The following is a 13,092-nucleotide window of genomic DNA, read 5'->3' on the forward strand; positions in this document are numbered from 1 at the left end:
GGGGCGCGATGCCCTCCGGAGCCCTGCCGGTTCTACCGGGTGCCCGGAGACCTCTGGCGGAAGGCCTGACCGTCCAGCTCGGCGATCGTCGCGTGGGACGGACCGCGCCCGCTCCGCTCGTCACGGGCCACGGCTTCCGCGTCGCGCAGCACCCGTACGGAGTTCTGCCAGGTCAGCTTGGCGAGGTCGCGCTCGGACCAGTTACGCCGCAGCAGCTCGGCGATCAGGTTCGGGTAGCCGGAGACGTCCTCCAGGCCGCGCGGGGTGAACGCCGTGCCGTCGTAGTCGCCGCCGATGCCGATGTGGTCGACGCCCGCGACCGCGCGCATGTGGTCCAGGTGGTCCGCGATGGTCGAGGCGGTGGCCTCGGGGCGTGGGTTGGCCGCCTCGAAGTCCTCGTGGATGCGCATCGCGACCGGGGTGGTGTCGAGGTGGTGCAGGCCGTGCTCACGCATGTTGCGGTCGGCGGCCAGGGTCCAGGCCACGGCCTCGGGCAGCACGAACTTCGGGACGAAGGTCGCCATCGCGACGCCGCCGTTGGCCGGGAGGGCCGCGAGCACGTCGTCGGGGATGTTGCGCGGGTGGTCGCAGACGGCGCGGGCCGAGGAGTGCGAGAAGATCACCGGCGCGGTGCTGGTGGCCAGCGCGTCGCGCATGACGCCGTCGGCGACGTGCGAGAGGTCGACCAGCATGCCGACGCGGTTCATCTCGCGGACGACCTCGTGGCCGAACGCGGAGAGGCCGCCGAGGCGCGGCAGGTCCGTCGCGCTGTCGGCCCAGTCGATGTTGTCGTTGTGCGTGAGCGTCATGTAGCGGACGCCCAGGTCGTACAGGGCGCGCAGGGTGCCCAGCGAGTTGTTGATCGAGTGGCCGCCCTCGGCGCCCATCAGGGAGGCGATGCGGCCCTCGGCGCGGGCCTTCTCCAGGTCGTCGGCGGTGAGCGCGCGGCGCAGGTGCGTCGGGTAGCGGGCGATCAGCTCGCCGACGACGTCGATCTGCTCCAGCGTGGCGCTGACGGCCGCGTCCCCGGTCAGGTCGGTGCGGACGTACACCGACCAGAACTGGCCGCCGACCCCGCCGGCCCGCAGCCGGTTCAGGTCGGTGTGGAGCAGGCCGCGCTGGTCGGCGGCGATGTCCCGGGCGTCGAGGTCGTAGCCGACCTGTTCGCGCAGGGCCCAGGGGAGGTCGTTGTGGCCGTCGACGACGGGGTGGGCGGCGAGGAGCTCGCGGGCCCGCTCCAGGTGGTCCATGGTCCGCCCCTACTTTCCGAAGCCGAAGGAGTCCGCGCCCTGGACCTTGGCGCGCAGACGTTTGCCCTTCTCGGTGGCCTGGTCGTTCAGCTCCTGCAGGAACTCCTGCATCCGCTCCTGGAGCGCGGGGTCGGCCGCGGCGAGGATCCGGGCGGCCAGCAGGCCCGCGTTGCGCGCGCCGCCGACGGAGACGGTGGCGACGGGGACCCCGGCGGGCATCTGGACGATGGAGAGCAGACTGTCCATGCCGTCCAGGTACTTCAGCGGCACCGGAACGCCGATGACCGGCAGCGGGGTGACCGAGGCCAGCATCCCGGGCAGGTGGGCCGCTCCGCCCGCGCCCGCGATGATCGCCTTCAGGCCGCGGCCCGCCGCTTCCTCGCCGTACGCGATCATCTCGCGCGGCATGCGGTGGGCGGAGACGACGTCGACCTCGTACGGGATCTCGAACTCGTCGAGCGTCTTGGCCGCCGCCTCCATGACGGGCCAGTCGGAGTCCGAGCCCATCACGATGCCGACGAGAGGTGCGGTGCCGGGGGAAGTCATTCGGTGATCGTTCCTCGCAGGTAGTCGGCCGCGTGCCGGGCGCGCTCCCGCACGTCCGCCAGGTCGTCGCCGTAGGTGTTGACGTGGCCGACCTTGCGGCCGGGCTTCACGTCCTTGCCGTACATGTGGATCTTGAGCTGCGGATCGCGGGCCATGCAGTGCAGGTACGCCTGGTACATGTCCGGGTAGTCGCCGCCCAGGACGTTGCACATGACCGTCCAGGGGGCGCGCGGGCGCGGGTCGCCGAGGGGGAGGTCCAGGACCGCCCGTACGTGGTTGGCGAACTGGGAGGTGATCGCGCCGTCCTGGGTCCAGTGGCCCGAGTTGTGCGGGCGCATCGCCAGCTCGTTGACCAGGATGCGGCCGTCACGGGTCTCGAACAGCTCGACCGCGAGGTGGCCGACGACGTCCAGCTCGGCGGCGATGCGGAGCGCGAGCTGCTGGGCCTCGCCGGTCAGCGCCTCGTCCAGCTCGGGCGCGGGGGCGATCACCGTGTCGCAGACGCCGTCGACCTGGATGGACTCGACGACCGGGTAGGCGACGGCCTGGCCGTGCGGCGAGCGGACGATGTTGGCCGCCAGCTCCCGTACGAAGTCGACCTTCTCCTCCGCGAGGACCGGGACCCCGGCGCGGAACGGGTCGGCCGCCTCCGTCTCGGAGCGGACCACCCACACGCCCTTGCCGTCGTAGCCGCCGCGCACGGTCTTGAGGATGACGGGGAAGCCCCCGGCCTCCTCGGCGAACGCGGCGGCGTCGGCCGGGTCGCTCACGATGCGGTTACGGGGGCAGGGGGCGCCGATCTCCGTGAGCTTGGCGCGCATCACCCCCTTGTCCTGCGCGTGCACCAGGGCATCGGAGCCGGGGCGCACGGGGATGCCGTCCGCCTCCAGGGCCCGCAGGTGCTCGGTGGGCACGTGCTCGTGGTCGAAGGTGATCACGTCGCAGCCGCGCGCGAAGGCACGGAGCGTGTCCAGGTCGCGATAGTCGCCGATGACGACCTCGCTGACCACCTGGGCCGCCGAGTCCTGGGGCGTGTCACTGAGGAGCTTGAATTTCAGGCCGAGGGGGATACCCGCCTCGTGGGTCATACGGGCGAGCTGACCGCCGCCGACCATGCCGACTACCGGGAACGTCACGCCTCCAGGGTATCCGGCGCGCCGACGGCTTCCGGACGGCCGTAGGGATGGCCGTACGGGCGCCGCCCCCGCGGACTCAGGGGCGCCACACGGGTGGGCTGGTTAGCATGGCGGAGTTGACGTGGTTACGTCGACACGTCATCCAGACGCCTTCCGACGGACGGGGACAGCGATCACCATGAGCGAACGGGGCGCACTGCGGACCCGGCTTGAGCTGCTGTCCCGGGAGGTCGCCAAGTTCGGCGCGGTCGGCGCTTTCGGCCTGCTGGTCAATATCGTGGTCTTCAACCTGCTGCGGCACACGACGGACCTCCAGGTGGTCCGGGCGAGCGTGCTGGCGACGTTCGTCGCGATCCTCTTCAACTACGTGGGCTTCCGCCACTGGACCTACCGGGACCGCGACAAGACCGGGCGGACCCGTGAGCTGGCCCTCTTCCTGCTGTTCAGCGCGGCGGGCGCGGTGATCGAGACGGGCGTGCTGTACCTCGCGACGTACGGCTTCGGCTGGAACGGTCCGGTCCAGAGCAACGTCTTCAAGATCCTCGGCATCGGGATCGCCACCCTGTTCCGCTTCTGGTCCTATCGGACCTGGGTCTTCAAGAGCCTGCCCGCCAAGGAGGCCGTGCTGAGCGCGGAACGGTTTCTGGAACAGCGCAGGCCGGCGGAAGAGCGGGTAGCGCCCGACCCCGTACGGAACTGACCCGCCGCCCCCGTCGTTGTTCAGCGCACCGGGCGCTCAGGAGTCCTGCGGTCCACCGGGACCCGGCTGAGGAAGAGCGCGAAGACCGCCGGGTGCTGCTGGAGCAGCTCCAGGCGCCCGCCGTCGGCCTCCGCGAGGTCGCGGGCGACGGCCAGGCCGATGCCGGTGGAGTTGCGGCCGCTGATGGTCCGCTCGAAGATCCGCGCCCCCAGTTCGGCGGGGACGCCGGGGCCCTCGTCGGTGACCTCGATGACCGCCTGGTTCCCGGTGACGCGGGTGCGCAGGGCGACGGTGCCGCCGCCGTGCATGAGGGAGTTCTCGATCAGCGCCGCCAGGACCTGGGCGACCGCTCCCGGGGTGCCGACGGCCCGCAGCCCGTGCTTGCCGGAGCAGACCAGCGCGCGGCCGGCGCTGCGGTAGGCGGGGCGCCACTCCTCGAGCTGCTGCTTGACGATCTCGTCGAGGTCGAAGACGACGGCGGAGCCGGTGCGCGGGTCGCGGGAGTTCGTCAGGAGCCGCTCGACGACGTCGGTGAGGCGTTCGACCTGGGTGAGGGCGATGTTCGCCTCCTCCTTCACCGTCTCGAGGTCGTCGGTGACGGAGATCTCCTCGATCCGCATGGAGAGCGCGGTCAGCGGCGTCCGCAGCTGGTGCGAGGCGTCCGCGGCCAGCCGGCGTTCGGCGGTCAGCATCCGGGCGATCCGCTCGGCCGAGGCGTCCAGGACGTCGGCGACCCGGTCCAGCTCGGGCACCCCGTACCGCTTGTGGCGTGGGCGGGGGTCCCCGGAGCCGAGGCGTTCGGCGGTCTCGGCGAGGTCGGTGAGCGGGGAGGTCAGCCGGTTGGCCTGGCGTACGGCGAGCAGCACGGCCGAGACGATCGCCAGCAGCGCCACCGCACCGATGATCAGGAGCGTGCGCCCGACCTCGCGGGTGACGGCCGAGCGGGACTCCTCGACGGTGACCGTCTCGCCCTGTTCCCCGGTCTCGGTGGCGCGCAGGACGCTGCCGACGGGGCGTTCGCCGACGGCGATGGGCTCGCGGCCGGGGATCTCGACCAGCGCGTAGCGCTTGGGGTCGATCTGCTCGGCCAGCACCCCGGGGTTGATCCGCTCCGCGCCCAGCAGCCGGCTGTCGACCACGCTGATCAGCCGGAGCGCCTCGGACTCGACGCTCTCCTGGGCGCTGGCGCTGATGGTGCGTGTCTCCACGATCACCAGCGAGACGCCGAAGACGGCGATGACGACGAGCACCACGGCGAGCGTGGAGTTGATCAGCCGGCGGCGCATACCCGCCTCGTCAGGTCGTCGGGACGTACGTCGGCACGCACATCGGCACGCACGTCGGCGCGGTCTTCAGGACGCATGGGAGCTTCGTACGTCAGCTCTTCTCGAACCGGAAGCCGACGCCCCGGACGGTGGCGATGTAGCGCGGATTGGCGGCGTCGTCGCCGAGCTTCTTGCGCAGCCAGGAGATGTGCATGTCCAGGGTCTTGGTGGAGGACCACCAGGTGGTGTCCCAGACCTCGCGCATCAGCTGGTCGCGGGTGACCACCCGGCCGGCGTCCCGGACCAGGACCCGCAGCAGGTCGAACTCCTTGGCGGTGAGCTGGAGTTCCTCCTCGCCCATCCAGGCCCGGTGCGACTCGACGTCGATCCTGACCCCGTGGGTGGCGGGCTGCGCGACGGGCTCGGAGGCGCCACGGCGCAGCAGGGCGCGGACCCGGGCGAGCAGCTCGGCGAGCCGGAACGGCTTGGTGACGTAGTCGTCGGCGCCCGCGTCCAGGCCGACGACCGTGTCGACCTCGTCGGCGCGGGCCGTCAGCACCAGGATCGGGATCGTGTGGCCGCCGGCCCGGAGCCTGCGGGCGACTTCGAGACCGTCCATCCCGGGCAGCCCCAGGTCGAGAACGACCAGATCGATGCCGCCCTGGAGTCCGGCGTCGAGTGCGGTCGGACCGTCCTGGCGGACCTCGACCTCGTAACCCTCCCGACGCAGTGCGCGCGCCAGTGGCTCCGAGATGGATGCGTCGTCCTCGGCGAGCAGTACACGGGTCATGGACTGAATGGTAGTCCGGACGGAGGTCCGGAAGAGAGGCCCACGACGTCACCTGCGGGTCAGCGCCACAAAGAGGACGGAGACCTTTGAATATGGGAGTGTGGTTCCACCAAGACCTGTGATCCACATCTCAAGTCCTTTCATATCCTGCGGTGTCGTGTCGTATGGTGTTCCGACGCCTGTTGCACTACTCAAGGACCTTTGGGCAGCCATGAGCGCCAAAGGTCCCTTTTGCGTGCGGGGCCGGTCCCCGCCGGCCCGCTTCGAGTGAATGACCTGTGAGCCGGGCCCGGAACGCGAGAGCGCGTGACGGGTGTGGATCCCGACGCGGTTCTTCCCCGCTCCGCCGCCGCAGCTCCGTCAGGAGTCCGGCCGCGCGGAGCACGTCCCCCTCAGGCGTGGGGACGGGGTGCGCCACGCCGGTGCCGGCTGCCCCCCACCGGGCGCGTACCGCTCACGAGGCGTCGCGTCCCGACCAGCAAGGATCGACCATGGCGTCCAGCCTGACGAAGGATTCGCCCAGTTCCGGCGAGAAGACCTTCTTCGGCCACCCCCGCGGTATGGCCACCCTGTTCATGACGGAGATGTGGGAACGCTTCTCCTGGTACGGGATGCGCGCCATCCTCACCCTGTACTTGGTGGCCGCTGTGCTCGACGGCCCCCTGGAGGGCCGGGAGGCGCTCGCCGCCTCCATCTACGGTGTCTACAACGCCGTCGTCTACATGGCCGCGATGCCCGGCGGCTGGGTCGCCGACCGTCTCTGGGGCGCCCGCAAGGCCGTCCTGGTCGGCGGCATCGTCATCGCGCTGGGCCACTTCACCCTGGCCCTGCCGAGCGACATCGCGTTCTTCTTCGGTCTGGCGCTGATCGCGGCCGGTACGGGCCTGCTGAAGCCGAACATCTCGGCGATGGTGGGCGCGCTCTACGAGGGCCAGTCCAGCGCCCGCCGTGACGCCGGTTTCACCCTCTTCTACATGGCGATCAACATCGGTGGCCTCGCCGCCCCGCTGCTGGTCGGCTACCTCGGAGAGAACGTCAACTGGCACCTCGGCTTCGGTGTCGCCGGTGTCGGTATGACCCTCGCGGTCATCCAGTACGCGCTGGGCTCCAAGCACCTCGGTGACATCGGCAAGCTGCCCGCGAAGCCCGCCTCCCCCGTGGAGCGGCGGCAGATGCTGCGCAAGGTGGCCCTGTGGTCCGGCGTCGCGGTCGCCGCGCTGCTGATCGACCTGGCGCTGGGCACGTACGACATCGAGCACATCGTCAACGTCCTGGCCGTGCTGGGCGTCGCCGTGCCGATCGCCTACTTCATCACGATCTTCCGGGACCCGGCGCTGACCGAGGAGGACCGGCCGAAGATCAAGGCGTACGTGTGGTTCTTCGTCACCGCCGTGCTCTTCTGGATGATCTACGACCAGTCCGGCTCGCTGCTGACGATCTTCGCCGACAACAAGACGGACCGCTTCATCGGCGGCTGGGAGTTCCCGGCCTCCTGGCTGCAGTCGGTCAACCCGGCCATGGTCATCATCCTGGCCCCGGTCTTCGCCGGGCTCTGGGTCAAGCTGGCCACGCGCAACCGTGAGCCCAGCACCCCGATGAAGTTCGCGCTGGCGATGCTCCTCATCGGCGGCTCCTTCGGCATCATGGGCCTGGCCGGCGCGGCCGCGGCGAACAGCGAGACCGGCAAGGTCACCGTGTTCTGGCTGCTCGCCGTCTACCTGGCGCAGACGATGGGTGAGATGTGCCTCTCCCCGGTCGGTCTGTCGCTGTCCACGAAGCTGGCGCCGAAGATGTTCGTCGGCCAGATCATGGGTCTGTGGTTCCTGGCCACCTCGACGGGCAACGCCCTGAACGGCTGGACCACGAAGCTCAACGCGCCGCTGGGCGACGCCGCGTACTACACGCTGCAGGCGGTCGTGGCGGTCGCGGCGGGTGTCGCCTTCATGGTGGCGGGACGCAAGATCCGCGCGCTCATGGGCAACGTCAAGTAGCTGCGTGAAGCAGTGCCCCCGACCGCCTCGGGGTACGACAGCGGGTCCGCGCGAACCTCTCGTGCGGACCCGCTGTCGTCGTGTGGTCCTGCGGTCAGGCCGTCGCCGTGACTACTCGGCCTGGACCTCGACGCTCCGCAGCCTCCGCCACGGGGTGAAGGTGAACACCGCGCCGCCCAGCAGGATCGCCGTACCGGCGACCAGGCCGAGCGCCCGCAGCGAACCGTCGTCCTCCGCCCCGGTGGCGGCCAGGCCGCCGCCGGAGTCCGTGCCGCCACCGGACGCCGCCGCTCCGCCGGAGCCGGCCGCGCCGCCGCTCCCGCCGGACGCGCCGCCCGGCTGGGCGGAGGTGTCCAGTTCCAGGGAGACGGCCACGCCGTCGGGCGGGGTGCAAGTCGTCGTCGTACCGGCGGCCATCACCGTCAGGACGCCGGGGCTGAGCGTGGACGTACCGCTCGCGCCGGGCTTGTACGTGCCGGTGAGATCGGGGATCTCGATCGGGGCTCCGGTCTTGATGACCTCCTTGTTCAGCGGCCCCTCGACCTTGACCGTGCCCTTGTCCGCCCCGCCGAGCCTGACGTCCATGGACGGCTTGACCTGGCCCGCCGGGATGTCGATCGGGCTGTCCATCACGGACTTGCTGAACTCCACCGTCAGGCCGTACTCACCGCCGTTCTTCCTGGCGCTGATCCGGACGGGCGAGGTGGCGTTCCTGTCCCCGATCGGGGTCTTGCACGCGTAGGCGACGGACACCTCCTTGCCGGGGAAGTCGGTCTGGCCGCCCCCGCCGCCGGTGCTCCCGCCGGAGTCGCTTCCTCCGGTGCCGGTTCCTCCGGAGTCGCTGCCTCCGGAAGTGGTGCCGCCCGAGTCCGTGCCGCCGTCAGCGCCTCCGTCGGCGCCGCCGGTCGTCGTACCGCCGGTGTCCGTGCCCCCCGTCGTGGTGCCCCCGCTGTCCGTGCCTCCGCTGGTCGTGCCGCCCGTGGTGGAGCCGCCCTCGGTGACCTTGATCGTGGCGCCCGGCCGGACCTCTTCCTTCGGCGCACATTTGGTGTCCGTGGAGATCGGCTTGGACACGTTGATGTCGTACGCGCCCGGCGTCAGCGTGATCTCCCCGGCGGCCTCCAGCTTCAGCGTGCCCTTCATGTCGGGCAGCACCATGGGGCTGTTCTTGGGAATGGGCGGGTTCTGCCGCGGGCCCTCCAGCTTCAGCTCGCCGCTCGCCGCACCGCCCAGGGTGACGGTCCCGGTCGGCTTGACCGTGTCCGCTCCCAGGTCCAGCACGTCCGGGTTCCTGGACGCGGCCTCGACCGTCTTCCAGACGACCTCGATCTCGTCGCCCACCTTCGCCTCGGCCGGGGCGGTCAGCTCCACCTTCGTGGTGCCCTGCACCGCGGGCAGTCCCGAGATCGGCGGCGGAACGCACTCCGTCGCGTAACTGACCTCGGCGGCCCGGGCCGGACTCGCGGCCATCAGGATGCCCGCGCCGCCGAGCATCAGCGCGACTCCGGCCGCGCTCATCCTCCGTTGCGTACTCACGCTTGTCCCTTCGTCGTGGGTCGGGGTCGGTTCTCTGACGGTGCGGAATCCGGGGTGAACCACGGCAGCACGGCCGTGGTCGTGTTCGTGTCGTGGTCGGCGCTCGTGGGCGCGTTGTCCGTACGCGTGTCGTGGTCGGCGCCCGCGCCGCCGAGCCTGCCCGGCCCCGTCCACCTGGCCGGCGCCCGCGTACGGTGCGAGCCGGCGGGGCGGGGCCGGACCTTGTCCACGACCGCCATGCCGACGCGGAAGACGGCCGCCGGGACGACCAGGCAGAGCAGGACCCAGAAGAGCGTGACGCCCCAGGGGCGGCCGACCCCCCACGGCTGTTCGGCCAGCACCTTCTCCCCGTACCGCAGGGACACCTGGTAGTCGCCGTGCGCGCCCGCCGACAATTCGACCGGCAGCTTGATCTGCGCCTTGCCGCCGGGGGCGACCGTGCCGCGCCACTGGCGTTCCTCCCACTGCGGCGCGTAGACGCCGTGCGCGGTGCCGATCTCGAAGACGGGGTCCTTGACGGGGGCGGACCCGAGATTGCCCACGGTGAAGACGAGTCGGCGTGCGGGCGGGGCCCCGAACCAGGTGAGCAGGGAGCTGTCGCCCTCCAGCCGTGTGGTGGCCAGCACCGCGAGCTTCCCGCCGCCGCTCTCCCGCGGCGGCTCGGCCGTGGGATGTCCCGCCACCGTGAACACCGCGTCGGCCAGCGCCTGTTCGCCCGTCACCGTGGCGACGTGCACCACGCAGGGACACGGCTTCGGCGGTTCGGTGACCGGCAGCTTCCTGCTGAAGGCGCCCTTCTCGTCGGTCGTGACGGCGCGGCCGTCGGCGTTGGCGCAGGAGTTGGTGCCGCCGATCACGCCCCGCTCCGGCGTGGACTGCCCGCAGATCAGCAGCATCAGCAACGCCTCGGCGCGCCAGCCGCTGCCGCTGACGGTGATCTCCCCGCCCTTGCCCGCCTCTTTCTCGGACAGGGTGACGGTGGGGTCGCCGTCGGCCGCCCGCGCGCCCGGCGCGGTCACGACGAACAGGGCGGGCAGGAGCGCCAGGAGGGCGGCCACGAACAGCAGGACGGGCGACGCGGTGCGCCGGGAGGCTTCGGGGCCGGGCTGCTGCGTCACGATTCCGCTCCCGCCTTCACCAGGGGTCCCGCCTTCACCAAGGGCCTCGTCTCTGTGGTCGGTGGCCGGTCGTCGTCGGTCTCCAGGGGATCTGGCGGTTCCTGGGGCTCCTGGGGCTCCTGGGTGCCGGGCCGCGTGCGTCGCCGCCGGTACGCGCCGGAGCCGAGCGCGGCCAGGACGCCGAGGACCAGCAGCCCGCCGCCGACGGCCGGGGCCACCGGGAGGTACGTCGCCGAGGCCTCCGCCTCGTCCCGGGCGCCCCCCGAAGCGGTGACCCTCAGCCGTACGGTGACCGCGTCCAGGGCCGGGGCGTCGGGCCAGGGTTCGGTCCGCTCCACCCGCCGGCCGGGGGCCAGCTCCAGCGGCAGGGGCCGTTCCGGGCGGTCCAGCAGCGTGCCGAACAGCCCGTCGGCGCGCACCGCCAGCCGGGGTTCCAGCACCGCGTTGCCCCGGTTGACCAGGGCGTACCGAATGGTCCCGCCGGATACCTCGACGTCCTCGACGGTGATCGCCGCCAGCGTCGGGCCACCGATCCGGACCCGTACCGGTACGCGGACCTCCACGCCCCCGTCGACCGCCACGACCTCCCCGGAAGCGTCGCCGGGCACCGCGTCGGGCGGCACCGTGAGGGCGAGCGGCACCTCGGCGCGGGTCCGGGCCGGGACGCTGACCGTGTCCGCGGCGAACCGGATCCAGGCCCCGGCCCGGCCCGCGCCCCGCAGCCGTACCGTCAGCCGGGACCGGCCCGGGTTGGTCACCGCGAGGCGGTCCTGGAGGGCCGTGCCGGGGGTGCCCTCCAGATAGACGTACGGCCTGCTGTCCGGGCCGGTGCCGCCGGCGGGCCGGGCCGTCCAGTCCGCCGCCGGGCCGGCGTCGTCGTCGGCAGCGGCTGCGGCGGCCGGGGGCGACGTGAGCGCGCACAGCAGCGCGGCGAGCACCGCCGTGCGGACGAGCAGCCCACGGCGGAGGCGCGGGGTGGGTGGCGACATGGGCGGCTCCTCTGCCGGGGAGGGATCAGCCTGCGGAGCGCTGTCCTCGCCGGGTCAGCCAGAGCACTCCGGCCGCCCCGGTCAGCAGCACGGTGCCGCCGAGCGTGCCGAGCGCCGCCGCCGAGTCCAGCGGTCCGGTGCGGGGCAGTTCGCCGCCGCCCGAAGCGCCACCTGAAGCGCCTCCCGAACTGCCGCCGGTCGAGCCGCCGGTGGAACCGCCGCCCGGTGAACCGCCGGCCCCCTGGACGTCGAGTTCGAGGGAGGGGCCGGGGCTGTTCCTGGGCGTACAGGTGGTCGTCGTACCGAGGGCCTTGATGGTGAGGACCCCGGCGGTGAAGGTGACCTTGCCGCTCTTCTTCGGGGTGTACGTCCCCGACAAGTCACTGATCTTGATCGGGGTGTTGGCCGGAATCGCCTCGGTGTTCGCCGCGCCGGAGACCTGGACCTTCCCCTGCTCCGCGCCGCCCAGCTCGATCACGGCGCTCGGATTCATGGCCCCTTTGCCCAGTTCGACCGGGCTGGAGGAGACGCCCTTCTGGAAGGACATGGTGAGCTTGTAGCCGGCGCCGCTCCTGACGCCCTTGATGTCGATGGGCGAGACCGCCCCTTTGGGCCCGATGGGCGTCACGCACTGGTAGTTGACGTCCACGACCTCGGCGTGCGCGGCGGGCGCGCCCGCCACCACGATCGAGCCTGCCAGCGCAGCCGCCAGCGCGAGAGTTGTCCGCTTCTGGTTCGACACCTCGTGCTCCCCTCATGCCGGACGCCGCCGCGCGCCACGCCCCGTACGGGCGCCCATTACTGACGGCACATCAGATTTGGCGCCCAAGGTACGCCCGAGGTCTGATGGAGGGAAGACAAAGAGCGCGCCGATCCGGCGCGCTCTTCTCGGTGCGGGGGACAGGTACGGGTGAGGGGTGCGGCTGAGGCTTGCGGGTCAGGGGGGCTGAGGCGTACGGGTCAGGGGCGCGGGCGAGGAGCGCACCCAGGGCGTGTTTCGAAAGTAGCGCCGTCCGTCCGGAGGGCGGACTCGGCGGCGTCTGGTGCGTGCGATCGCAAGGCGGAGGGTCGTCCCGATACCGGATGTATCGGGGTGATCCCGACAACGCGGCGAGCGTGCGTGCCAGGCGTCGCCGAGCAGGCGGGACTTTCGAAACACTCCCTAGGCGGGGGCGGCGAGCTCGGCCCAGACGGTCTTGCCCGGGGCGTCCGGCGTACGCGTGACACCCCAGTCGAGGCAGAGGCGCTGCACGATGAACATGCCGTGCCCCCCGGGCCGCCCGGCGCGGTGCGGCGTACGGGGTGCGGGCTGTCCGGCCCCCCGGTCGACGACCTCCACCCGCAGCACCTTGGAGGTGCGGCCGATCCGGAGCTCCTCGGGGCCCTCCGCGTGCAGACAGGCGTTGGTCACCAGCTCGGAGACGACCAGCAGGACGTCCTCGGCGGCGGCCCGGCGGTCCGCGCTGGAGGCCGGGAGCCAGCCCCAGTCGTGCAGCGCCTGCCGGGCGAAGTCACGGGCCGTCGGGACGATGCCGCCGGCCTGCCCGAGTGAGAGCGTGCGCCACTGCCGCTCGGCCGGGGCGGGCGAGGCTCCGCCCGCTTCGTCCGGCTCGCGACCGAGGTCGCCCGGCGGATGCTGCCGGGTGGTGCTCATCAGCGCTTCACCTCACCGATTCGCCATGTCGCCATGTCGCCGTTGAACGGATAGTGATCAGTTACCGAGTGTGCAGGAGCCCTCGCGGGGCACCGCCGGGGTGTCTCCTGCCCTGCC

General features: G+C 71.9%; 12 protein-coding genes. 2 read left to right on the top strand and 10 right to left on the bottom strand.

Annotated elements, in window-relative coordinates:
* Nucleotides 1–32: 32 nt before the first annotated feature.
* From IG90_RS0111130 to IG90_RS0111140, 3 genes are read right to left on the bottom strand one after another with little or no spacing between them, the layout of a single operon-like run.
* On the bottom strand, nt 33–1,250 hold the full coding sequence (locus IG90_RS0111130; RefSeq protein WP_030581382.1) for a dipeptidase: 1,218 nt from the start codon (nt 1,248–1,250) through the stop codon (nt 33–35).
* 9 nt (nt 1,251–1,259) lie between these two features.
* Complete coding sequence (gene purE, locus IG90_RS0111135; protein ID WP_030581385.1) at nt 1,260–1,796, bottom strand: 5-(carboxyamino)imidazole ribonucleotide mutase; 537 nt, start codon at nt 1,794–1,796, stop codon at nt 1,260–1,262.
* Complete coding sequence (locus IG90_RS0111140; protein ID WP_078585427.1) at nt 1,793–2,932, bottom strand: 5-(carboxyamino)imidazole ribonucleotide synthase; 1,140 nt, start codon at nt 2,930–2,932, stop codon at nt 1,793–1,795. Before IG90_RS0111140 ends, purE begins: the two co-directional genes overlap by 4 nt.
* A gap of 178 nt (nt 2,933–3,110) precedes the next feature.
* Between IG90_RS0111140 and IG90_RS0111145 the strand changes: the two genes are divergently transcribed.
* Entirely contained in the window at nt 3,111–3,632 is a 522-nt protein-coding gene (locus IG90_RS0111145; RefSeq protein WP_030581390.1) for a GtrA family protein, read from the top strand.
* 20 nt (nt 3,633–3,652) lie between these two features.
* Here IG90_RS0111145 and IG90_RS0111150 read toward each other — a convergent pair whose 3' ends face one another.
* Nucleotides 3,653–4,918, bottom strand: a complete 1,266-nt coding sequence (locus IG90_RS0111150) for an ATP-binding protein (protein ID WP_030581393.1) — start codon at nt 4,916–4,918, stop codon at nt 3,653–3,655.
* 91 nt (nt 4,919–5,009) lie between these two features.
* Nucleotides 5,010–5,687 carry a response regulator transcription factor gene (locus tag IG90_RS0111155; protein WP_012380631.1) on the bottom strand — a complete coding sequence of 226 codons (678 nt, stop codon included), beginning with the start codon at nt 5,685–5,687 and terminating at the stop codon, nt 5,010–5,012.
* Nucleotides 5,688–6,178: 491 nt separating this feature from the next.
* Here IG90_RS0111155 and IG90_RS0111160 point away from each other — a divergent pair, with 491 nt between their 5' ends.
* A complete protein-coding gene (locus tag IG90_RS0111160; RefSeq protein WP_030581398.1) occupies nt 6,179–7,678 on the top strand; it encodes a peptide MFS transporter in 1,500 nt (499 codons plus the stop codon).
* 111 nt (nt 7,679–7,789) lie between these two features.
* Here IG90_RS0111160 and IG90_RS0111165 read toward each other — a convergent pair whose 3' ends face one another.
* The 5 genes from IG90_RS0111165 to IG90_RS0111185 form a co-directional block, all read right to left on the bottom strand.
* Nucleotides 7,790–9,196, bottom strand: a complete 1,407-nt coding sequence (locus IG90_RS0111165) for a hypothetical protein (protein WP_033894028.1) — start codon at nt 9,194–9,196, stop codon at nt 7,790–7,792.
* A 14-nt stretch (nt 9,197–9,210) separates the two neighbouring features.
* Entirely contained in the window at nt 9,211–10,332 is a 1,122-nt protein-coding gene (locus IG90_RS0111170; protein ID WP_030581405.1) for a hypothetical protein, read from the bottom strand.
* Nucleotides 10,329–11,321, bottom strand: a complete 993-nt coding sequence (locus IG90_RS0111175) for a hypothetical protein (protein WP_030581408.1) — start codon at nt 11,319–11,321, stop codon at nt 10,329–10,331. The genes IG90_RS0111170 and IG90_RS0111175 overlap by 4 nt, the downstream gene beginning before the upstream one ends.
* Nucleotides 11,322–11,346: 25 nt before the next feature.
* Nucleotides 11,347–12,063, bottom strand: a complete 717-nt coding sequence (locus IG90_RS0111180; RefSeq protein ID WP_030581410.1) for a hypothetical protein — start codon at nt 12,061–12,063, stop codon at nt 11,347–11,349.
* Nucleotides 12,064–12,483: 420 nt separating this feature from the next.
* Nucleotides 12,484–12,975, bottom strand: coding sequence for an ATP-binding protein (locus IG90_RS0111185; RefSeq protein ID WP_030581412.1), 492 nt, complete (start codon nt 12,973–12,975; stop codon nt 12,484–12,486).
* Nucleotides 12,976–13,092 lie beyond the last annotated feature (117 nt).

The sequence above is a fragment of the Streptomyces anulatus genome, assembly GCF_000721175.1.
Lineage (GTDB): Bacteria > Actinomycetota > Actinomycetes > Streptomycetales > Streptomycetaceae > Streptomyces > Streptomyces anulatus_C.

Coding starts and splice junctions, on each gene's coding strand:
- IG90_RS0111145 (WP_030581390.1), top strand. CDS start 3,111: ATGAGCGAACGGGGCGCACTGCGGACCCGGCTTGAGCTGCTGTCCCGG.
- IG90_RS0111175 (WP_030581408.1), bottom strand. CDS start 11,321: ATGTCGCCACCCACCCCGCGCCTCCGCCGTGGGCTGCTCGTCCGCACG.
- IG90_RS0111150 (WP_030581393.1), bottom strand. CDS start 4,918: ATGCGCCGCCGGCTGATCAACTCCACGCTCGCCGTGGTGCTCGTCGTC.
- IG90_RS0111130 (WP_030581382.1), bottom strand. CDS start 1,250: ATGGACCACCTGGAGCGGGCCCGCGAGCTCCTCGCCGCCCACCCCGTC.
- IG90_RS0111165 (WP_033894028.1), bottom strand. CDS start 9,196: ATGAGCGCGGCCGGAGTCGCGCTGATGCTCGGCGGCGCGGGCATCCTG.
- IG90_RS0111155 (WP_012380631.1), bottom strand. CDS start 5,687: ATGACCCGTGTACTGCTCGCCGAGGACGACGCATCCATCTCGGAGCCA.
- IG90_RS0111160 (WP_030581398.1), top strand. CDS start 6,179: ATGGCGTCCAGCCTGACGAAGGATTCGCCCAGTTCCGGCGAGAAGACC.
- IG90_RS0111185 (WP_030581412.1), bottom strand. CDS start 12,975: ATGAGCACCACCCGGCAGCATCCGCCGGGCGACCTCGGTCGCGAGCCG.
- purE (WP_030581385.1), bottom strand. CDS start 1,796: ATGACTTCCCCCGGCACCGCACCTCTCGTCGGCATCGTGATGGGCTCG.